Consider the following 21888-nt stretch of genomic DNA (forward strand, 5'->3'; position numbering starts at 1 on the left):
CCTAACGGCCGAACATCCGCCGGTAATTCCGCTGAGAAGGCGTTATGAGTACAAGGATGAGCCTTGCTGATAACACAAAATATCCATCTCGCCGGGTGGAATTTCCTCGTTGAGCCCCAGTAGGATTTAACGGCTCTCCTATTTCAAGACGTCGGTCAGATAACGCGGCCGTTATTGGTTGCATAGTGCTTCGATCAGGATATACTGTACTTACATCGTCTACGTAATCACTAAAAACGTGTGTATATGCCCCTTCCAGATGAAACTTGAAACGTTCTGTAGCCGCTATTGGTACACCCAGCCCGTAGCGTATCACAACCGGTACTCGGTTATAGGTAACGCCCTCCGTGTGTAAAGGTGCCAAACTAATTGTTTCCCCTTTATAAGTAGTTTTAGGCGTCAGGTACGTTAGCCCTACACCTGCCAAAGCGTAAGGAATAATAACGTGGTTTCGGTTATCGGCCCGCCAGAAATCCCATTGTACACCTGCCCAGATATCTGGGTTTATACTATGAAAGGATAGATTGTTATAGGCCAGATGAGTATCCTTCTGCGTTCCGCGAATGTAGTACAATTGCGCTTCCGTGCGAAGAGTAAGCTGCGGTGAGTATCGGTAAGAGGCCGCTACATTAATGGCTGTGCCCAATCGTAAGTGAGCCAGATTATTACGTTCATTCAGGTCTCCAACGTAGCGCGTGGCCCCTAGACCAATGTTTAACAGCCAGGTGCCCGGTTTCTCGCGCCAAATTTCAGAACGTTGCGCCGAAATAGGCGTGAAAAAGACAATCGTCAGGAGAATTATTAATAGAAGAAATTTATAAACCCTCACTCGATCAGTACGTTACAAGCTCATTGTGTGAACAAGATAACGTCTGTGTATAAGAAATAAAAATTATTAGTATTAATTATAGGATTAAATAGGCACAAAAGGATATAATGAAGCTACTCGCCACGTTTCGGCTCATTTGGTAGAACGGACTCAGGATCAGTGTCTATAGCCTGCTGATCATCATTGTTTACGACTGACTCTTCGTTACTATGATCATTCTCTGATTGCTCTTCCGATAAATACTCAGCAGTAGGCAATACAGATGCATTCGTTGCGTCTGGACCTGATACGGGCAACATGCTATCTTCAATATGCTGATCACCGAAAAAGCGACGTTGAAAAAATAAAATCAGACAGACGCCAATAAAGATACAGGAATCGGCTATGTTAAAAATAGGCGTTGAATAATATTGCCCCCCCCAGACTGGAACCCATTCAGGAATGAAACCCTCCCAGACGTCCACAAAAATCATGTCGATCACCTGGCCATGAAACCAGGGCGTTGGGGAGCCGTAAGGAGCGTTGTTCAGAAAAACACCGTAAAATGTGCTGTCGATTACATTGCCGACAGCACCAGCTAAAATCATAGCCATTGCCCAAAGTAAGCCGTTTGGTGCTCCTCGATGAGCTAAATTAACCAGATAATAGCCGATGCCGACCATGGCAAATAGTCGGAATATGCTAAGAAGAAGTTTACCGTATTCATAGCCCAACTGCATACCGAACGCCATACCAGGATTCAGTACGTAGTGGAGTTTTAGCCAATCCCCTGCGAGTTTAATCTGCCCTGCAAAGCCGGGAGCCATGTAAAAATGTACAGCCAGCTTCACTCCCTGATCAAGCAAAATCAGAAACAGTGTCAGCAGAAAAAATTTGAGCGGATTCTTCTGGATCATAATAAAAAGTGCGGTACAGCCTGGCTCTGCGCTTACGGACTACGGGTTATCCATCTGCTATACCTATCAATAAACTAAAAAGCACAGTAACCTATGCTAAAGTTACTGTGCCAGTCTTACTTATAACCGGCAATTCTTCCGGCGTTTCAATTCGTCACTTACTAAATTAAACTCCCGGCTGCTCTGGCCTGCAATAGATTTGTTTTCATCGGCTCGCCGAAACAAATAAGGCATTACAGAATCAACAGGCCCATAAGGCACATACTTCGCTACATTATAACCGGCGTTAGCCAGATTGTAGGAAATATTATCGCTCATACCCAGCAGTTGAGAGAAATAAATGTGCGGATCGTCGGGCAAAACGCCCAGTTCCTTCATCCGTTCGATACAGTACTGGCAACTGGCTTCATTATGGGTACCCAGACAGATAGAGATAACATCACGATGCTCCAGACAGAAATCGATGGCAGTGTTATAGTCGCGATCGGTATCTTCTTTCGTTGCCTGAATCGGATCTTGATATTCTTCTTCATGCGATCGTAAGCGCTCTTTCTCAAGATACGCCCCTCGCACTAACTTGACGCCCAGAAAATATCCTTTAGCCTGCGCTTCAGCAGTATCCCGCTGAAGATGGGCAAGACTTTCCCAACGATACATTTGATACGTGTTGTAAACGACGGGGCGCTCGTGGTTATAGCGATCCATCATCTCATAAGCGAGTGAATCAATCGTATCCTGAATCCAGCTCTCTTCCGCATCAATAAAAATTCGCACATTCCGTTCGTGAGCGCGCCGACAAAGCATATCTACCCGCTTCATTACTTTCTCGAACTCAACTTTTTGCTCTTTATTGAGCGAATCGCCAAGCTGAACGGCTTCAAGTAACTCTGTTGAGGCAATACCAGTCACCTTAAAAACAGAAAATGGAATATCGGCAGATTCACTGGCCCGCTCGATGGTCCGCAGAATTTCGAGAGTCGTCTCATCGAAACTTTTTTCAGTCTCTTCCCCTTCAACAGAATAGTCGAGAATGGTTCCTACGTTGGCCTCATGCAGATGCTGGATCGTTGATTCACAGTCACGTATACTTTCTCCTCCGCAAAACTGCTCGAAAATGGTGTTCTTTATCAGGAATTTAATGGGAAGATGAAGACGTAGGGCAATCTTTATAAAAAAAGTCCCTAAATTTACCAGCCATCCGTGATTCATCAACGAAAATAGCCAGTACGTTTTTCGAAGTTTGAAATTGGACTGAGAGGAAAAAGCGATTGAAGTGTCCTCAAATGAAACGGGACGGACTGCGTTCGGCTTTACTTCTGTAATCCCTTGGACAGCCTCTGGCATTAGATTACTTCGGTTCGACATAATAGTGCTCCGTTTGGACGGTGCTATTTGCATAGCTGACAGTGCGTGTCGGTAAACACGACCGAAATATATAACGAAATTTCGGTCTATCGGTTAAAGTCCCGGCGCGGCTTATTTCAACAAGTTAAAAACCCTTTTAGACAAATGAAGGAACCGGCTTGAGATTCAGCTGGTTCCTTATGCAAATATACCAAGAAAATCGATTGAAAGTTCCCGATAGAGTATAGGTATTACTCGTAGATTACCCCTAGTATGAAAGTAGAATTAGCCGTAGAGCCGCTGGGATCGTGGATTGAGACCAACGGCAAACCCCTGATCATCGCTGGCCCCTGTAGCGCCGAGAATGAAGATCAGTTAGTTGAAACCGCCCGCCAGCTCAAGGAATTGAACGCTGTGCATGTTATCCGCGCGGGTGTATGGAAGCCTCGGACCCGTCCTGGCAGTTTTGAAGGTATGGGCGAAGCCGCCCTGCCCTGGATTCAGCGGGCGAAAGCCGAAACTGGACTTCCGTTTGCCGTTGAGGTAGCTACCCCCGAACATATTGAATTAGCCCTGAAATATGGTGTCGATATTCTATGGATAGGTGCTCGTACTACGGTTAATCCGTTCAACGTACAGGAAATTGCCGACGCGCTACGTGGTGTTGATGTACCGGTATTGGTTAAAAACCCGGTTAATCCTGATCTGGCTCTGTGGGTTGGTGCTTTCGAACGTATCGCTGGAGCCGGTATTAAGAAGTTAGGCGCTATCCATCGTGGATTTGCTACGGGTGAAGCCAGCAAGTACCGGAACATCCCGATGTGGCAAATGGCCATCGAGCTAAAGTCCATCTTTCCACAGTTGCCCATTATCGGTGATCCAAGTCACATGGCCGGTAAGCGCGCTTACCTGAATGAGTTGGCGCAGATGGCAATGGATCTCAACTATGATGGTCTAATTGTTGAATCGCATATTGATCCTGACAAAGCGTGGAGCGATGCAGCTCAGCAGTTAACCCCTGCGGCTTTCGGCGAAATGCTCGATCATCTGGAGATTCGGCAGGTTGAATCGTCAAACCGGGAGTTTCAAACCTTTACGGAGCAATCTCGGCGCAGCATTGATAATGTAGACCGCCAAATTGTCGAGATGCTAGCCGCCCGTATGGCGCTGGTGGAACGTCTGGCCGAATACAAGCGCGATAACAACGTAACCCTATTCCAGCCTGAGCGTTGGAAAGAAATTTTACAGACACGTACTGAACTGGGCAAAAAACTGGGACTGTATCCTGAACTGGTGGAAGAAATCTACAAGATCATCCACATGGAGTCGATTCGGAAGCAGACTGAAATTATTCACAGTGCTACGCAGAGTGCATAAACGAATTCGAGTTTAATAATGTAGTCCCCCGGTTTTGACGAAAGATCGGGGGATTTCTATTTCAGTTGCATGGTTAGTGTCGAGCGATTATAAGCTCCGAAGCAGCCAAGGCCGCCCTGAATGTTGGTTGGAATCGGAACTGGTTCAGCAAAGGGATTATCGCCTGCCTGATTCTGCCGTTCTACAGCGTCATGATAACGGTAATAATTTTCGTCAACATTCATTAGATGAGCGTTGAGTTGACGTGGGAAGCTTGGATTCTGCTTGCCATTGGCCCACGAGTAGCTGATGGCTAAACGACCACGTCCTGATATAATTTCCTGTCCATCGCGGCCAAGGTCAGTAAGAGTCGAGCCAGTAGTAAAGTACCAATCGCCCCACATTCGCATGGTTGTATCCCGGATTGGTCCATTGGGTGAGGTTTGGGTTTTGTACGTATAAGTGAACTCGTTGTTGCCGGTAACCCGATAAAAATTGGTCTGACCGGCAGGGTCACGCCAGCGCATCCGTGCGTAATATTCTTTACGGCTCAAGCCAAAATCAGTCGTTGTGGCTGAATCTACCGTAATCTGGTTAAGTACAACCGACTCCGGTACGGTACAGGTACCCGTCACTTCGCGTCCATCGGGCACCCGGACAGTTAACTTGTATGTTTTTCCGGTAACGATCGGTAGTTCGCTCACATTCGCACGATAACTGGTTACTATACCACTATTAGGAACACTGGGCTTTAGTTTCAGAATGACTGATCGCTGCCCGTCCGATAACGTAACGGTCGCATTGGTTATGTCTGTATTATATTGGTTACCTGTCCCCAACACAGGCAAGGTACGTGATACGAGAGCGGCTAATACTGTATCCTGGGGGGAGATGAAACAGGCCACAACCAGTTTTTCAGGTTCCTGTACAAGCCCTTTGGGCTCTACCTCCTGGCGTAAACTGTTGCAGGCGGTAAACAAAATAATGGCCAGGATATATATGAGTACGTTACGTTCCATGATCAAAATTTGAAATTGTAGCTAAACGAAGGCACAACGGGGAACACTGAATAACGGAAAAGGGCTGTGCGGCTTGGTTGATTTTGTCCCTGACTTACCGATTCAAGCTGGTAGAAAAACGGATTTCGGCGGTTATAAGCATTATAGAGGCTAAATTCCCACGTGCGCTCGTGGTGTTTTTTCCGCTTGTGAAACTGAATAGCAATGTCGAAACGATGATAAGCCTCGGCCCGGAAGCTATTTTTCTGCTGACTATAATCGCTAACCGACGAACCATAATCGAAGAGTGGTGCAATTAATGATGGCACACCGTTTCGACCATAAATTGTCTGAATACTGGGCGAGTGTCGGTAGGCCCGATAGTTGGCAACGGGTACGGTCAGAGCATTACCTGTGCCATATACCCAGGTGCCCGACAACGTAATGCGCTTGCTTAACTCATAAATACCAACGACCGAAATGTCGTGTCGCCGATCGTAACGAGGAAAAAATGGCTTTCCACTGTTCAGTTCAGGGAATTGCCATTGCGTCCAGGAGAGTGTGTAGCCTACCCAGCCGGATAGCCGCCCTGTTTTACGCTGAAAAAGCACTTCTGCCCCATAGCTCCAGCCTTTGCCCGCCGTTACGTTGTCTTCCCAGCGAACCCGTTCAGCCGACGTTGGATCGTCGATTAGTAGAAAACTGGCTCCTTCTTTATAATTAATAATGTTCTGCATGGTTTTGTAGTACCCCTCAACCGTCAACGCAAAGCCTTTTCCGAGCGCGAAGTCATCCGCAAAGTCTTTGGCAATTCCGATGGCTACTTGGCGCGATTGCTGGGGAGCAACCCGATCCGTTGTAGGAACCCATAAATCGGTGGGAAGGCCGATACCCGTATTGCTGAGCAGATGTATGTACTGATTCATGGTAGCATACGATGCTTTAACTGAGAGATTTGGGAGTAGTTGGTAGGAAGCCGACAGGCGGGGTTCGGGACGTAAATAGCTAACCGGACCCTGTGTGAATAGGCTCAAACGCATCCCGCCGTTAATTCGCCAGCGTTCGTTGGGTCGCCAGGTATCTTCGGCATAAATTCCGGACTCAACAGCATTGATGGCCTCTACATCGCGTCTAAATTCATTGATTGACGTGTTTTGTACAACCAAAGCACTAGGAGTGAACCGATGAAAAATCGTTTGTAACCCAAAACGTACCGAGTGTTGTGGAGAGAGATAGTAATCGAAATCGAGTTTAGCGGACAAATCGCGAATACCCGATGTATAGCGGAGTGAGGTGTTGAGTGTATCCGAATCACGCGTATCTGCCGAAATTCGAAACTCATAATTACTGTAGATAAGCGACAGATTGGAGAATAGTTTCTGGTTAAACAGGTGATTCCAGCGAAGCGTACCCGTTGCATTGCCCCAGCCGATGCCCACATCAGTCCCTTCCCGCTTATCATTGGCATAGAAACGGTCTCTACCAAAATAACCACTTACATAAACTTTGTTTTGGGCTCCAAAATCATAGTTCGCTTTGGCATTGAAGTCGTAGAAGTAATAACCAGCTTTTGTTTGCCCATTGCTTCCAGCGTTAACAAGCGGAGCTGCGATAATATCCAGATACGTCCGTCGACCGGAGAGTAAAAATGAACCTTTCTTATTTTTCGTTAACGGACCCTCAAGCGTTAGTCGACTGGCAATGAGACCAATGCCGCCCTCTCCGTGCAATTGTTCCTTATTCCCATCTTTCATATTCAGCTCAATCACCGACGAGAGCCTGCCCCCGTAGCGAGCTGGAAAGCCGCCTTTTGTCAATTCGACACTCTTCAGCGCATCGCCATTGAATACGGAGAAAAAGCCAAACAAGTGATTCGCGTTATAAACGGTTGCTTCATCCAGAATAATCAGATTCTGATCAGGACCACCGCCCCGAACATAAATACCCGTTTGTCCTTCGGAACCTTTCTGAACACCTGGCATCAGTTGAAGCACCTTTAATACGTCCTTCTCGCCCAAAAACGCCGGAATTTTTTTGATCTGAGAAATGGGCACATCGATACGGCTCATCTGTGGGCTTTCACTCACTTTTTCCTCCGTACGACTGGCCCGCACGTCTACTTCCGACAAAACTCGACCCGGCGTAAGCAATACGTTTAACGTAACATTACTCCGAAGTGGAATCGTACGTTCAATAGTTTCGTAACCAACAAACGAGTAAGCCAGCCGCAGACTATCCTGAGCAGGTAAGGTCAATGAATAAAATCCGTACGTATTTGTTGTTGTGCCGGTGGAAGTGCCGGGCAGATACACATTCACACCGATGAGTGCTTCCTGACTGCCCGTCTCCCGAACGTATCCGCTGACCGTTACATGGTTGGTCGTGCTTTGGGCCGACAGATCAACGATAAGAAACAGATTACTGACGAGAATACATAAAAGTAGGCGCATAAAACGAATCTATATGTAACCAATATAGAGCGTAACGCCGAACTAAAGGTTGTAATATGGGCAAAAAAAATTATTTTAATTTCAACGTCATCGTTGCGTTGTTATAGCCTGCAAAACAGCCAAGCCCTCCCTCGATATTGCTGGGAATCAGTACAGGTTCTGCAAACGGATTGTTCCGCGATCGTCGTTGTCGCATAGCCGCATCCTGAAAGCGGTAGAAGTTCTGATCGATACTCATCAGATTAGCCGTTACGCTGGCGGTTTTGTAGTAATTATAAAAATTTGGTGTACTGGATGAGGTTAAAAAAGCGCGACCCGAACTCATGTCCCCTCCTTCATAACCAACATCACTAATTAAACCCCGGCTGTCATCATCAAATGAAAGCGTATTGTAAACTTCATTCTGGCAAGCCTTGCAGTTGGCAGCAATGTACCGAAAGATCCCCGCAGCCTGATAATAATTCGCCTGTCCGTCAGGGTCCTGCCATTTGATGCTAATTGAATAGCGTCGATTAACCGAGTCATTAAGGATAATTGCTTTTGGTGGAACAGCTGCTGGGATCGTACACACGCTGGTAGCCCGTTGCCCGTTAGCTACAACCGTGAGCGTATAGCTACGACCCGATACGATAGGTAGCAACCGAGCATTAATGCTGTAATAGGGTCGGCTTCGAACGGTATCGCTTGCGGGAATATTGTTGTAGGGTAACCGAACCGTTTTACTTCCATCAGAAAGCGTAACCGTAGCATCCGTTACGTTATTACCAGTTTGCAGAAGGCTAATGCTATCCCCCACTACGGTGTTGGAGCGTGTCACCTTAATAGCTAGAACTGTATCCTGAGGGGATATAAATCCAGTAACAACCAGTTTTGTCGAGGCCGGCCCCAACAGATTCGGGTCAACTTCATTCCGTAAACTAGTGCAACCATAGAGAAGCACTAGCCCTGTCAGACAAGTTATCACAGCGCAGATAATGGGATGAGTTCGCATAGTTAAGCGCATTAGAACTTGAAATTATAACTGATGGCAGGCACAATCGGGAAGACCGAATAGCGGAACAGCGCCGTACGGGAAGCCGTCGTTGCCGTAGCCGCAACCGATTCGAGACGATAAAAGAACGGATTTCGACGATTGTAGAGATTATAAAAACTAACCTCCCAGGTACGTTCATGATGCTTTTTCTGCTTATGAAACTGAATACTTACATCGAAGCGATGATACGCTTCAGCCCGGAAGGTATTCTTTTGCGTTCCGTAATCATCAACTGTACGTACGTTCTGAAAATAGCTTTGAATAATACCGGGTGTCCCACCGTAGATCAGCGTATTGGTCGGTCGATACGTATCATAACGGCCAACTGGAACCGTTAGCGCATTGCCTGTACCGTATATCCAGACAGCCGATAACGTAATGCGTTTGCTCAGTTCATAAATACCAACTAACGATACGTCGTGTCGACGGTCATAGCGTGGATAGAATGGTTGCCCGCCGTTCAATTCGGCAAACTGCCATTGTGTCCAGGAGAGTGTATAACCTGCCCAGCCCGAAAACCGTCCGACTTTTTTCTGCAACAGAAACTCGGCCCCGTATGACCATCCCCGGCCCGCTGTTACGTTGTCCTCCCACCGAACATTGTTGGCTTGTGTTGGGTCGTTGATCAGCAGAAAACTGGCTCCTTCTTTATAATTGATGATGTTGTTCATCGTCTTATAATACCCTTCGACCGTGAGCGTAAGCCCCTTGTCCGAGAAATCTTTTGCTACACCAAGGGCCACCTGTTGCGATTGCTGCGGTTTAACCCGATCCGTTGTAGGAACCCATAAATCCGTCGGAAGACCAATACCCGTGTTTGACAACAAATGAACGTACTGATTCATCAGTGCATACGACGCTTTGACCGATAAATCAGGTTTAACAGTAAAAGCAGCTGAAATTCGGGGTTCGGGACGAATATAGCCCACGCCACTTCCCTGAAAATAACTGAGCCGTAAGCCTCCATTCATACGCAAGCGATTACTTGGCCGCCAGGTATCTTCAGCATAAATTCCCGATTCCAGTACGTCGATGTTACTGACATTGTCGATGGATTGGCTGATGATCGCATTTTGCAGAACGACGGCGCTGGGCGTAAACCGGTGATACGTAGTCTGCAATCCCATCCGAACCGAATGCTGGGGAGTTGGGTAGTAATCCACATCATATTTCAGCGAAAAATCCCGAATACCGGAATTATAACGTAACGAATACGTCTCTGCATCGTTTGTCCCTTTCTCAACAGCCGCAATCTGGAATTTGTAATCGCTGAAAATGAGCGAGAGATTTGAAAATAGCTTCTGGTTGAACAGGTGATTCCAACGGAGGGTACCCGTCGCATTTCCCCAATTCAGGCCCGTTTCCGTATTTTGTGTGTTGTCCCTGGCGTAAAACTTATCCCGGCCAAAGTAGCCACTCAGGTAAAGTTTATCTTTCGGACTGAAATCATAATTGGCTTTGGCATTAAGGTCGTAGAAATAATACCCTGCGTTAAGTTCACCGTTTGTTTCTCTGGCAATCAGTGGGGCCGCAATAATATCCAGATACGTCCGTCGCCCCGATACCAGAAATGAGCCTTTCTTATTTTTGGTCAGTGGCCCTTCGAGCATCAGCCGAGAAGCGATCAGACCGATTCCGCCTTCGCCATGCAGTTTTTCGCGATTCCCATCCTTCATATTCAGGTCGATGACCGACGAGAGCCGTCCGCCGTAACGGGCCGGGAAACCGCCTTTTATTAACTCAACACTCTTGATGGCATCGCCGTTGAAGACCGAAAAGAAGCCAAACAAGTGATTGGCATTGTAAACGACGGCATCGTCCAGAATGATCAGGTTCTGATCGGGTCCTCCCCCACGCACGTAAATACCCGTTTGTCCTTCAGAACCTTTCTGCACACCCGGCATCAGTTGCAGCACTTTCAGTACGTCCTTCTCGCCCAGAAACGCCGGAATTTTCTTGATCTGACTGATTGGTACGTCGATGGTGCTCATCTGGGCACTTTCGCTCACTTTTTCGGTCATGACACTGGCATTAACCTGCACTTCCGACAGTACACGACCGGGCGTTAGAAACACGCTCCGGGTTTGATTTGAGCGAAGCCCAACGGTACGTTCTATAGTTTCGTATCCAACAAATGAATACGCCAGCCGAACACTATCCTGAGCGGGTAGTGTCAGTGAATAAAATCCATACGTATTGGTCGTGGTACCCGTCGTTGTGCCGGGCAGATATACGTTCACACCAATCAGGGCCTCCTGACTCCCCAACTCGCGCACATAGCCACTAACCGTAAAGCGGACAGGCGGTGACTGACCCCATATACTACAACAATACAACAAGAAGAACAGGCTGAATAAACCTACACGCATACAGAGAAAAGCCAAATTAACCAAGATAGTTTACCGCCTGGAAACCATAGAACATGGATTGCCGTGTAAGTCTATCAACTTATTAACCTTTTCTGCTGGCGAAATCGTATATCAGCGCGTCTGGTAGCACGTGAATACCTTATTTTTTGTTCTATATATAAAACAAAACGTCTGACAATAAGGTACTAATCACGAAACAGCCTGCGTTGCCAACGCCATAATAACTATGCTTCAATTCGATAAACTTTCGCTGAATATACCGGATACAACTAAACCTCGTGTTGTAATTATCGGGGGCGGGTTTGGTGGTATGAATTTGGTTAAGAGCCTACGTAACGCCGATGTGCAGGTTGTGCTTTTTGATAAGCAGAACTACAATGGTTTCTGGCCACTGTTATACCAGGTAGCTACTGCCGGACTGGAACCGGATGCGATTGCCGAGCCCTTCCGGAAAATGTTCGATGATTTCGAGGATTTCCACTACCGCATGGTCCGCGTTAATAAAATTGATCCGGCAACGAAGACCGTAACAACGCTGATTGGCGATCTGCACTACGATTATTTAGTCATCGCTACGGGTTCAAAGTCTAATTTCTTTGGGAATCAGCAGATTCAGAAATACTCGTTTCCGCTGAAAACCATTCCCGAAGCGCTTAATGTTCGCAGTCAGTTCCTGCAATGCTTTGAGCAGGCGAGTGTAACAACCGACCCTGCTGAGCGCCAGAGCTTGCTTACCTTCGTTATTGCGGGCGCAGGCCCGACGGGCATTGAGATGGCTGGCTCCCTGGCCGAAATGCGTAAACACGTACTCCCCAACGATTATCCGGGTCTGGATTTTAGCCAGATGAGTATCTACGTAGTGGAGGGTTTAGGTAAGGTCTTGCCGCCTATGTCGGATGAATCGGGGAAGAATGCACAACGATACCTCGAAGACCTCGGTGTTATCATCAAACTCAACACGATGGTTGAATCGTACGACGGCGAAACGGTAACGTTCAAAGGAGGAGAGCAAATCAAAACCCAGACGCTGGTTTGGGGTGCGGGCGTAACAGGAGCTCTTATTGACGGAATACCGGCTGAATCGATTGAGAAAGGACGTGTTCTGGTTGATCCGATTAACCGGATTCAGGGGCTGACTGACGTATTTGCCATTGGTGATATAGCGTTCATGAAGTTGGAAGACTACCCAAAAGGTCATCCGGGCGTAGCGCAACCCGCTATTCAGCAAGGCCAGCATTTAGCCAAAAATTTGCGCCGACTTATGAAAAACGAGCCTACCACGCCGTTCGAATATTTCGATAAAGGATCACTGGCGATCGTTGGACGTAGTCGGGCCGTAGCCGACCTGCCCGGCAAAATTCATTTGGGAGGATTTATTGCCTGGATGGCCTGGTTGTTCGTACACATCTGGTACCTCGTCGGCTTCCGTAGCAAGTTGATTGTATTCAGCAACTGGATGTACCGTCTATTTACGTATCAACGTGGCACACGAATTATCATTCGGCCTTTTGTGCGTAAAGACGATAAAGTTGGTCAGGAAATGATGGTCCAGAACGAAGCACAATAGATTATATACCCGTTACGTATCGTTTTCACATAGCAAAGGCCGTAGCTAAGTCAGTTACGGCCTTTGCTATATAAGGTGATCGACTTATTCACCAGCCAGGACGGCCATATCCGTAATTCCCACCATAAGGACGAGAAACTGGTGGTGGCGGTACCGAATGTCTATACCCGTAGTGACGTCTGTAGACAGGTCGGCTGCTATAATACGTCGTGCAACTACTCACCGATACTAGAAGAATCAGGGCAGTCAAAAAAGTAAGCAACTTTGGAATGTTCATGGCTATCATGCTCTTTTTGTGTAACTCACAGGTTAGATAACCAAGGCCCGGCAACGATTAAATCGTATCGATTAAGCGTTAATTAAAATTAGAGTATGCGGGCATTTTGCCTTGATATACAAAACGTTTGCTCCAAATTCACGTTCTACCTAGTATTCTCACTTTCCTGATTAGTCTAATGCGTCGTATTCATTTTCGCACTGCTCTATTAGCAAACGCTTTACTGGTACTGTCAATTGGTCTGACTTTGGCCCAGTCTACGTCTGATCATCTAACTGATACAACGAAAGGCGGCCCCCTCGATTTGGGGAAGATGTGGACCTTTGATAATCCACCCACCGCCTATTTTAAGAAGACATACAATTTCACGGCTGACGAGAAATGGTTCGAGGAAGCCCGATTAGCCTCGCTACGTTTTGCGGACTACTGCTCGGCTTCGTTTGTCTCGGCGAACGGATTGGTCATGACCAATCACCACTGCGCCCGGGAGTCTGGTACAGGCATTACGCGGAAGGGCGAAGACCTGAACGCAACGGGCTTTTTTGCCAAAACGGCCGCTGAAGAACGAAAAGTCGTTGGCCTATTCGTCGATCAGTTGGTGAAGATCGAAGATGTTACCAAGCGGGTTCAAGATGCGATGGTTGGTTCAGGATCGGATCAGGCAAAAACGGACGAAGCTCGTTTACAGGCACGTGAACAGGTTTTTTCGGCTATCAAGCAGGAATACGGCACAAAAGAGGGCTGGAAAGGACTAGAGCTACAAACCATTACGTTCTACAACGGTGGTCGTTACGCCATTTACGGATTTAAACGATATACCGATGTACGGCTTGTCTTTATGCCCGAATTGCAACTTGGCTTCTATGGGGGTGATTACGACAACTTTACCTACCCACGATACGCTCTCGACTGCTCCTTTTTTCGGGTATACGACAATGGAAAGCCATTACAAACTACTCATTTTTTTAAGTTTAACCCAAACGGCGTCCGCGATGGTGAACCCATTTTCGTGATTGGGAATCCCGGTCATACCGAACGGCTCAAGACCGTAGCCGAGCTCGAATTTGACCGTGATTTGCAAACGCCCGCTACGATTCAGTTGCTACGTAATCGCGCTGACGCTTTACAAGCCTATAATGAGACGGCGAAGAACGACAGCATTCTAAACGAAATCTTCAGCTACGAAAACAGTCTAAAAGCGTACGGGGGGCAACTGGCAGGCCTGCGCGATGTTAGCTTGATGGACCGTAAAGCTGTGTTTGAGAATCAGTTTAAAGCGGCTGCCAAGGCCAAAAACTTACCTGCCGATCAGCTTAAAACCTGGGACGAGATTGCCACCAGTATAGCGCAGCTACGTAGTGTATTTAAAGATGCCAACTACCTCGCTCCGAGCGAACGTACTACGGGTGAATTACTAGCGTTCGCCAACATTATTACGCAGTACGGAGAATTGCTAGTATCGCGTCCACAGGATGCCGAACGCGCCCGATCCATGGTGGAAACACCAAACGTAAAAAATATGGCGCTGGAAGAAGCCTACTTAGCTGCACATCTTACTGAAGCACAGGCGAACTTAGGTAATGATGATCCATACGTTAAAGCTGCCCTTACGGGCTCGGGTGGTGCCAGCCGAACGCCGAAAGAAGCTGCTGCCTATCTGATTAAAAATACAAAACTGAAAGACCCGGCTTTTATCAGTGAGTTAATCACCCGCCCCGGTGCCGTTGCTTCCTCCAATGACCCCTTGCTGGCCCTAGCCCGAATTGGTTTTCCACGCTACGTAGCTGCCGCCCGTCAGGCACGCCAACTCGTTCAGCGGCAGGAAGTATTACGTGGTCAACTCGGCCGAATGCTATATGACGTCTATGGTACAGCCGTTCCACCTGACGCTACGTTCTCGCTACGTATTAATGACGGCGTGGTGAAATCCTACGATTATAACGGCACCAAAGCACCCATTCTGACGACGTTTGCCGGATTGTATGACCGTAACTACTCTTTCGCCGACAAAGCGCCCTGGAATTTACCTACCCGCTGGAAAAACCCGCCCATGGAATTGCTGAAGCAGCCAATGTGCTTTATCTCGACAAACGACATCATCGGGGGCAATTCGGGTAGTCCGATGATTAACAAAAACCGGGAAGCGGTTGGATTGGCTTTTGATGGCAACATGGAAAGCTTACCGGGCGAGTTCATCTTCGTCCCTGACGCCAACCGCACCATCTCCGTTCACACAGGCGGCATCATAGCCGCTATGCGCTACATCTACAAAGCTGATCGATTGATTAATGAATTAGTCGGCACGCCTGTGAAAGCCAAAAAGTAATGGTACTACGGGTTTTAACCCGTATGACTATGGTAGACTATACGGGTTAAAACCCGTGATACCTTCATAAACTCCCCAAAAGTTTCCCTATTTTCGGGGAGTCTGTCGTTTATCGATACCCAACCTGACTATGACAAAATCTGAAATCCCCGTAATGCCGAAGTTTTTCGACCGGTATATCAACCTGGCCGATAACATACTCCTTATCGACGCGCTTGAACAGGGAGTTTCTTTCGAGAATCTGATTCCGGCAAAAACGCTCGAAGCACTTGGTGATCTTCGCTACGCTCCCGATAAATGGACCGTGAAGGATATCCTACAACACATTATTGATAACGAACGTATTATATCGTACCGCGCGTTACGTTTCGCTCGTAATGACAGAACAGAACTGCCCGGCTATGATGAGGAGTTATTTGGTCAGAACACGAACGCAATCAGCCGAACGATTGCCGATTTATACGACGAATATGCTATTGTCAGGCAATCAAGCATCGCTTTATTTAAAAGTTTCAGTGATGAGATGTTACTACGTAGCGGCATAGCCTCTCATCAGACAATTTCCGCGCTGGCTTTAGGTTTTGTGTTGGTTGGTCATGCCACACATCACGTCAATATCATTCGGGAGCGCTACCTACCTCTTCTTTCATAACAAACGATGCTGAAACAAACTTTCCTCCTGGTCGCCCTAACGGCACAGATTGTCTGTGCCCAGACGAAATCGAAGATTACCGTTACCGACCTGACCCGGATCAAAAACGTAGGCGGTATCGAATTAGCTCCCGATGGGCAACGTGCCGTTTATACGCTCACCACCATTGAGCCAAATCCTGACCAGAAAGAAGAATACGAATACAAAACGCATGTTTATCTGACTGGTCTGAAACCTGGCGACACCAAAGCGCTTACACATGGAGCAGAATCGGCTCGGCAGGCGACATGGTCACCGGATGGTACACAACTTGCTTTTGTTCGTACGGTAAAAGGGAAATCGCAGGTATTTATTATGCCACTGAATGGGGGCGAACCCTGGCAGTTGACCAGCGGACCGTACTCATCGTCAAGTCCGAAATGGTCGCCGGATGGCAAACGCATTGTGTTTGCTGCGAACGTAACGATGGGCGAAATGCTCAAAGACAGCATCCTGAATCCCGGCAAGAAAACGCCAGCCTGGTCAGTTGAAAAGCCGGGTTTCAATACGAATGATTTCCTGATTGCGGATAAAAAAGTTAAACCGAATCCTGACGGTTCGCTAGCAGAGATCCGGGCTTATCTGAACAAAGATGTTGAGGATAAAAAAGCGAAAGTCATCAATCGGCTCAACTTTCAGGGGGAATCCACCACAGAGCCTGAGTTAGGTTTTACGCATTTGTATATCACGGACGTTCAGGAAGGAGCGACCGCGAAACCGCTTACGCGAGGCTTTACGTCCTTCCAGGCTGCTAACTGGCTTCCCAACGGACAAGGCTTATTCGCTGTAACCGATCGTGATACGTTAAAACACCCTGACCGCGAGCAGGATAATTCAATTGTATTTATTCCGACGAACGGTTCCCGAACCCGTACTACGGTTCTGGCCGAAGCGGGAAAAAGTTATACCTCCCCGGAAGTGTCGCCCGATGGAAAGCAACTGGCATTTGCCCTGACTCCGTCAGCAGGCGTTAACGCCGTACAGATTGGATTAGCCACGCTGAATGCCACAACGGCATCGAATATCCAGTTCGTTACGTTCGACCGGGCTGCTACGAACCTGACCTGGACGGAAATCCCAAATCAGGCAAAAGGGAAAAAAGCCGTTACGGGCTATGCTATTTATTTTACTGCCTCTGCCAATGGTGGTGCCCCCCTCTACCGGCTCGACCCTACTACGCGACAGGTTACGCAGTTAACCGATTTTGAGAAGGGCGTCACGAGCTTCGACGTAGTAGGTAATCAGGTTATTCTGGCCAGAACCGAAGTTACTAACCCTTCGGAACTCTATTCAACCGATGCAACAGCCAAAAATCAAACAAAACTGAGTAATCACAACGACTGGGTCGCGCAAAAGCAGCTCAGCTTCCCCGAAAAGCGTACGTACAAAAACTCGCTCGGGCAAACGGTCGATTACTGGATCATGAAACCCACGTTCGTAGAAGCCAATAAAAAATATCCGCTTCTGCTGAACATGCACGGTGGTCCTACGGCGATGTGGGGACCGGGAGAAGGATCGATGTGGCATGAGTTCCAGTATATGTGTTCGCAGGGATACGGAATCGTTTATGCAAACCCGCGCGGATCGGGTGGCTACGGCATTAGTTTTCAACGAGCCAATATAAAAGATTGGGGCACTGGTCCAACCGAAGACGTACTGGCTGCCGAAACCGATGCCGCAAAGGAAGCCTGGGTTGACACGAGCCGACAGGTGATTACAGGTGGTTCCTACGCGGGTTACCTCACGGCGTGGATTGTTGGGCACGATAACCGGTTCAAAGCGGCTTTTGCCCAACGGGGTGTGTATGACCTCACTACATTTCTGGGCGAAGGAAACGCCTGGCGACTGATTCCTGGCTACTTCGACTACCCCTGGTCAGCGGATGCGAAAGTACTGGATGCCAACTCCCCCTATACGTTTGTTCAGAACATTAAAACGCCCCTACTGATAAAGCATGGTGAGAATGATTTACGTACTGGCCCAATTCAGAGTGAAATGCTGTACAAAAGCCTGAAAATACTGGGTCGCCCGGTTGAGTACGTCCGTATGCCCGGTGCTACGCATGAACTTAGTCGTACAGGCAATGTGCGGCAACGTGTTGATCGGCTGTTACGTATTTACGAATTCTTCGAGCGTTACGTCGGCCCAGAAGCACAAAAAGCGACGATTAAATAAAGCGGATTTTCCGCGTTACACATAAGCAATATGAGTAAACAAAAAGAAGCCCTTCAGGACGCGCCTAAGTTCCGGTTCTGGAAGAGTCAGATGGAAGCCAACGGCATGAAAATCAACGATATCAAAGACTATTATGTCCGCTATCGGCACAATGGCGAAGTGTTGTTTGCAATGCTGGAAGTAGATGCCGATACGCCCGAAGGTGATAAGATTCCGCCGGCTTTATTCCTGAAAGGTCATGCGGCATCAATGCTGGTGTGTCTGATCGATAAAGAAACGAAAGATAAATTCGTGGTACTGGTCAAGCAACGACGTATTGCAGATGGGTCGCAAACCTATGAACACCCCGCCGGGATGGTCGACGCCAGCGATGCGGCTGACGACGTAGCGGCCCGTGAAATCGGCGAAGAAATTGGTCTGACCGTAACCGCAAATGAACTAACCCGGCTAAATCCTCACGCCTGGTATCCAAGCACGGGCACCAGCGACGAAGGCATGCACTTTTTCTATATTGAACGAGAAATGACGCGTGATGAAATCATGTCCTTTCATCTCAAAAATATGGGGAGCGAAGCCGAATTCGAGCGTATTACCAGTATAGTTGCCACAATACCCGAATCACAGAAATTAATTACCAACGTCAATGGGTTGCTGCTTAATTTCCTGTATCTGAAGCACGTTGGCGATTATGAAACGATGAAATTACTATAGATCAAAATTTTATGGATGAATTCATGCAGGAGGCCATTAATCAGGCCCGCAAAAGTTTGAGCGAGGGTGGTATTCCGATCGGCTCGGCGCTGATTAAAAACGGCGAATTAGTCGCTTCGGGCCATAATAAACGGGTTCAGGAAAATAATCCGATCCTACACGGTGAGATGGATTGTCTGAACAATGCCGGACGAGTTGGCTCATTTAAAAACACGGTTATCTATTCCACATTGATGCCCTGCTACATGTGTGCAGGAACGATTGTGCAGTTTAAAATTCCGAAAGTAATCGTTGGGGAATCGCGGACGTTTCCCGGTGCCCGCGAGTTTATGGAGCAGCATGGTGTGGAAGTCATTGATCTTGATTTACCAGAATGCGTTGAGATGATGAATCAATTTATTGCCGCAAAGCCAGAGGTCTGGAACGAAGATATTGGTGAGTTATAATGAAGTGGTGTCGGATTTAAAAATCCGACACCACTGTGCAAAAAAAAGCCCTGCTCCGAATTTTCGGAGCAGGGCTTTTCAAATTAAACTTGTCTGGTAATTACTTGCTACCGCCAGCCTGGCCACTCGACAACAGATTGAAGAACTGATCCAGTTTGGGCGTAATGATGATCTCCGTCCGACGGTTCTGCTGACGACCAGCAGGGGTCATGTTATCATCTTTAGGCGCAAATTCAGACCGGCCACCTGCGGTTAGGCGCTCGGGCGAGACAGCAAATTTACCTTGCAGCATCCGTACAACCGACGTAGCGCGCAAGGCACTTAAATCCCAGTTGTCTCTAATTGACGCCGTTGAGATAGGTACAGCATCTGTATGGCCTTCTACCAGAATATCTAAGTCTTTATGATCATTGACAACCTTAGCCACTTTACCCAGTACCGTTTCGGCTTTTGGGGTGATGTCGTAGCTACCCGATTTGAACAGCAGTTTATCCGAAATCGATACATAAACCACGCCTTTTTTCACTTCAACCTGTACATCCTGATCGTTAATATCGTCCAGAGACCGTTTCAGGCTCATCACCAGTGCCAGGTTCAGCGAATCTTTCCGCTGGATAGACGCGTTCAGGTTGTTGGTGTACTTGGTTTGCTCGTTCAGTGTTTCGAGCGATTTTTTAATGCTCTCAGCACCCGACTTACTAACAATCGACAAATCCGACATCCGATCAAGAAGATTGGTATTCGTCTTCTTCAGATAGTCAATCTGCGCCTGCAAATCACTCGCCTGTTTATCTTTACCCTGCAGATCAGTATCTTTAGCTGACAACTGATTGCGCAGGTCAGCGGTACGTTGGTCACAGTCGCTTAAGGATGCAATCGCCTTATCACGAGCCTCTTGCAAAGATTTAATTTCGGCCAGCCGCTTCTTACTATTACAGGAAGCCAGCATTGCAACAGCCGCAAAAATAATTAAAACGCGTTTCATACGATAGATATAGAATTGGAAGACAAAAGTTAGGTCAACGGGAATCCGGTACCCGAGCAAATTTTTCACAAAAGTAAGCTATTCTGATGTATCATCTAAAGCTTACTATTCTGTAAAACGATTCTGATTGTATTATTTCCTTATTGATGCCTTAAAATTTTTTAAAAGGTGGTATTTATAGGCATACCAACATAGGCATGTCGGTAGTTTATGCCTACTGCGTACTTATTTAACAGATCCATCATTCGTATTATGAAAAAGCTTTTTTTAAGTATTCTGATCGGAATGAGCCTATCTACTCAGGCACAGTCGTCGAAAGAAATTATGTATGTTGGTACGTATTCTGTTCGGGGAAGCGAAGGTGTTTACGTTTTCGAGTTTGATCGTAAAGCGGGCACCATGCAACAGATCCAGTCAATCTCGAACGGAAAAAATCCATCCTTTCTGGCCCTTCACCCATCCGGCAATTATCTCTATTCGGTTAATGAGGGACCCGACAAAGCAGGAGGAGCTAGTGCTTACGCTGTTGATAAAGCGACGGGAAAATTACAATTTCTGAACAGTCAGTCAACGCTTGGTGGAGGTCCCTGCCATATTAGTATCGATAAAACGGGAAAAACCGCATTCGTTTCCAATTACGGCGGTGGCAGTTTAGCTGTTTTTCCCATAGGTACTGATGGCAAACTCAGTGCAGCAGCCGATAGCGTTCAGGATTCAGGCACTGGGCCCAATGAAAAACGTCAGGAAAAACCGCACGTCCACTCGGCAACACTCGCGCCCGATAATCGATTCGTTTACGTAGCGGATCTCACAACCGATAAGCTGAACATCTTCGATATTGACGTTAAAGCTAGTACCGTAAAACCAGCGTCAACACCGTATGCTAGTGTGAAACCAGGCTCGGGACCGCGTCATTTTACGTTTCACCCGAATGGAAAGTATGGTTATTTAGTCGAAGAACTGACCTCTACAGTTGCTTCATTTTCCCGCAATGCCCAAACAGGAGCGTTGACGTTACTGCAAGACAATGTTAAAACGCTGCCCGACGATTTTACGGGTCAGAACACGAGCGCCGATATTCACATTGATCCGTCCGGAAAGTTTCTGTACCAGTCGAATCGGGGAGCTAATACATTAGCTATTTTCTCAATCGGCAACGATGGTAAACTAACGAAAATAGGCGATCAGCCAACCGAAGGCAAAACACCCCGCAACTTCCTCATTGATCCTAAAGGCGACTTCATTTTTGTGGCGCATCAGGACACGGATAATATCACCATTTTTAAGCGCGACCAGAAAACGGGAAAACTAACCTACACGGGTCAATCGGTGCCAGTACCAGCCGCCGTCTGCGTCATTATGGCTAGTCGGTAGTAACTTACTGTTACGTCTTATAATAGCAAGGGTTTTAAGCCGGATCTAGAAAAACAGATTA

Annotated in this window: 16 protein-coding genes; 8 read left to right on the forward strand and 8 right to left on the reverse strand. The window is 47.4% G+C overall.

Annotation, left to right across the window (positions count from 1 at the left end; all coding sequences use genetic code 11):
* Position 1: 1 nt before the first annotated feature.
* The 3 genes from IC230_RS17045 to IC230_RS17055 form a co-directional block, all read right to left on the reverse strand.
* On the reverse strand, positions 2 to 829 hold the full coding sequence (locus tag IC230_RS17045) for a hypothetical protein (protein ID WP_317171800.1): 828 nt from the start codon (positions 827 to 829) through the stop codon (positions 2 to 4).
* Between the two features lie 113 nt (positions 830 to 942).
* Positions 943 to 1725 (reverse strand): lipoprotein signal peptidase, encoded by a 783-nt coding sequence (locus tag IC230_RS17050; protein WP_191040252.1) that lies wholly within the window; start codon positions 1723 to 1725, stop codon positions 943 to 945.
* Between the two features lie 120 nt (positions 1726 to 1845).
* Entirely contained in the window at positions 1846 to 3069 is a 1224-nt protein-coding gene (locus IC230_RS17055; RefSeq protein WP_191040253.1) for a proline dehydrogenase family protein, read from the reverse strand.
* A 273-nt stretch (positions 3070 to 3342) separates the two neighbouring features.
* On the opposite strand from IC230_RS17055, the gene IC230_RS17060 reads away from it, so the two are divergent.
* Positions 3343 to 4446: a chorismate mutase gene (locus tag IC230_RS17060; protein ID WP_191040254.1), complete on the forward strand. Its 1104-nt coding sequence runs from the start codon at positions 3343 to 3345 to the stop codon at positions 4444 to 4446.
* 56 nt (positions 4447 to 4502) lie between these two features.
* Here IC230_RS17060 and IC230_RS17065 read toward each other — a convergent pair whose 3' ends face one another.
* The 4 genes from IC230_RS17065 to IC230_RS17080 all read right to left on the reverse strand — a co-directional run bounded on the left by IC230_RS17065 (position 4503) and on the right by IC230_RS17080 (position 11275).
* Positions 4503 to 5444, reverse strand: coding sequence for a DUF4249 domain-containing protein (locus tag IC230_RS17065; protein WP_191040255.1), 942 nt, complete (start codon positions 5442 to 5444; stop codon positions 4503 to 4505).
* A gap of 2 nt (positions 5445 to 5446) precedes the next feature.
* The gene (locus IC230_RS17070; RefSeq protein ID WP_191040256.1) at positions 5447 to 7873 is read right to left on the reverse strand and encodes a TonB-dependent receptor; all 2427 of its coding nucleotides are present in this window, start codon (positions 7871 to 7873) and stop codon (positions 5447 to 5449) included.
* A gap of 70 nt (positions 7874 to 7943) precedes the next feature.
* A complete protein-coding gene (locus tag IC230_RS17075; protein ID WP_191040257.1) occupies positions 7944 to 8864 on the reverse strand; it encodes a DUF4249 domain-containing protein in 921 nt (306 codons plus the stop codon).
* Between the two features lie 11 nt (positions 8865 to 8875).
* Positions 8876 to 11275: a TonB-dependent receptor gene (locus IC230_RS17080; protein WP_191040258.1), complete on the reverse strand. Its 2400-nt coding sequence runs from the start codon at positions 11273 to 11275 to the stop codon at positions 8876 to 8878.
* A 226-nt stretch (positions 11276 to 11501) separates the two neighbouring features.
* Between IC230_RS17080 and IC230_RS17085 the strand changes: the two genes are divergently transcribed.
* From IC230_RS17085 to IC230_RS17110, 6 genes are all read left to right on the forward strand, one after another.
* Positions 11502 to 12842 (forward strand): NAD(P)/FAD-dependent oxidoreductase, encoded by a 1341-nt coding sequence (locus IC230_RS17085; protein ID WP_191040259.1) that lies wholly within the window; start codon positions 11502 to 11504, stop codon positions 12840 to 12842.
* Positions 12843 to 13297: 455 nt separating this feature from the next.
* Entirely contained in the window at positions 13298 to 15445 is a 2148-nt protein-coding gene (locus tag IC230_RS17090) for a S46 family peptidase (RefSeq protein ID WP_191040260.1), read from the forward strand.
* Positions 15446 to 15575: 130 nt separating this feature from the next.
* Positions 15576 to 16097 carry a DinB family protein gene (locus tag IC230_RS17095; RefSeq protein ID WP_191040261.1) on the forward strand — a complete coding sequence of 174 codons (522 nt, stop codon included), beginning with the start codon at positions 15576 to 15578 and terminating at the stop codon, positions 16095 to 16097.
* A gap of 6 nt (positions 16098 to 16103) precedes the next feature.
* A complete protein-coding gene (locus IC230_RS17100; RefSeq protein ID WP_191040262.1) occupies positions 16104 to 18311 on the forward strand; it encodes a S9 family peptidase in 2208 nt (735 codons plus the stop codon).
* Positions 18312 to 18341: 30 nt separating this feature from the next.
* The gene (locus tag IC230_RS17105; RefSeq protein ID WP_191040263.1) at positions 18342 to 19022 is read left to right on the forward strand and encodes an NUDIX hydrolase; all 681 of its coding nucleotides are present in this window, start codon (positions 18342 to 18344) and stop codon (positions 19020 to 19022) included.
* A gap of 11 nt (positions 19023 to 19033) precedes the next feature.
* Entirely contained in the window at positions 19034 to 19468 is a 435-nt protein-coding gene (locus IC230_RS17110; RefSeq protein ID WP_191040264.1) for a nucleoside deaminase, read from the forward strand.
* Between the two features lie 100 nt (positions 19469 to 19568).
* Here the strand turns inward: IC230_RS17110 and IC230_RS17115 are convergent, their stop codons facing one another.
* The gene (locus tag IC230_RS17115) at positions 19569 to 20453 is read right to left on the reverse strand and encodes an OmpA/MotB family protein (RefSeq protein WP_191040265.1); all 885 of its coding nucleotides are present in this window, start codon (positions 20451 to 20453) and stop codon (positions 19569 to 19571) included.
* Between the two features lie 252 nt (positions 20454 to 20705).
* On the opposite strand from IC230_RS17115, the gene IC230_RS17120 reads away from it, so the two are divergent.
* On the forward strand, positions 20706 to 21827 hold the full coding sequence (locus IC230_RS17120; RefSeq protein WP_191040266.1) for a lactonase family protein: 1122 nt from the start codon (positions 20706 to 20708) through the stop codon (positions 21825 to 21827).
* Positions 21828 to 21888: the final 61 nt, after the last annotated feature.

The organism is Spirosoma validum, assembly GCF_014699035.1.
GTDB classification, from domain to species: domain Bacteria; phylum Bacteroidota; class Bacteroidia; order Cytophagales; family Spirosomataceae; genus Spirosoma; species Spirosoma validum.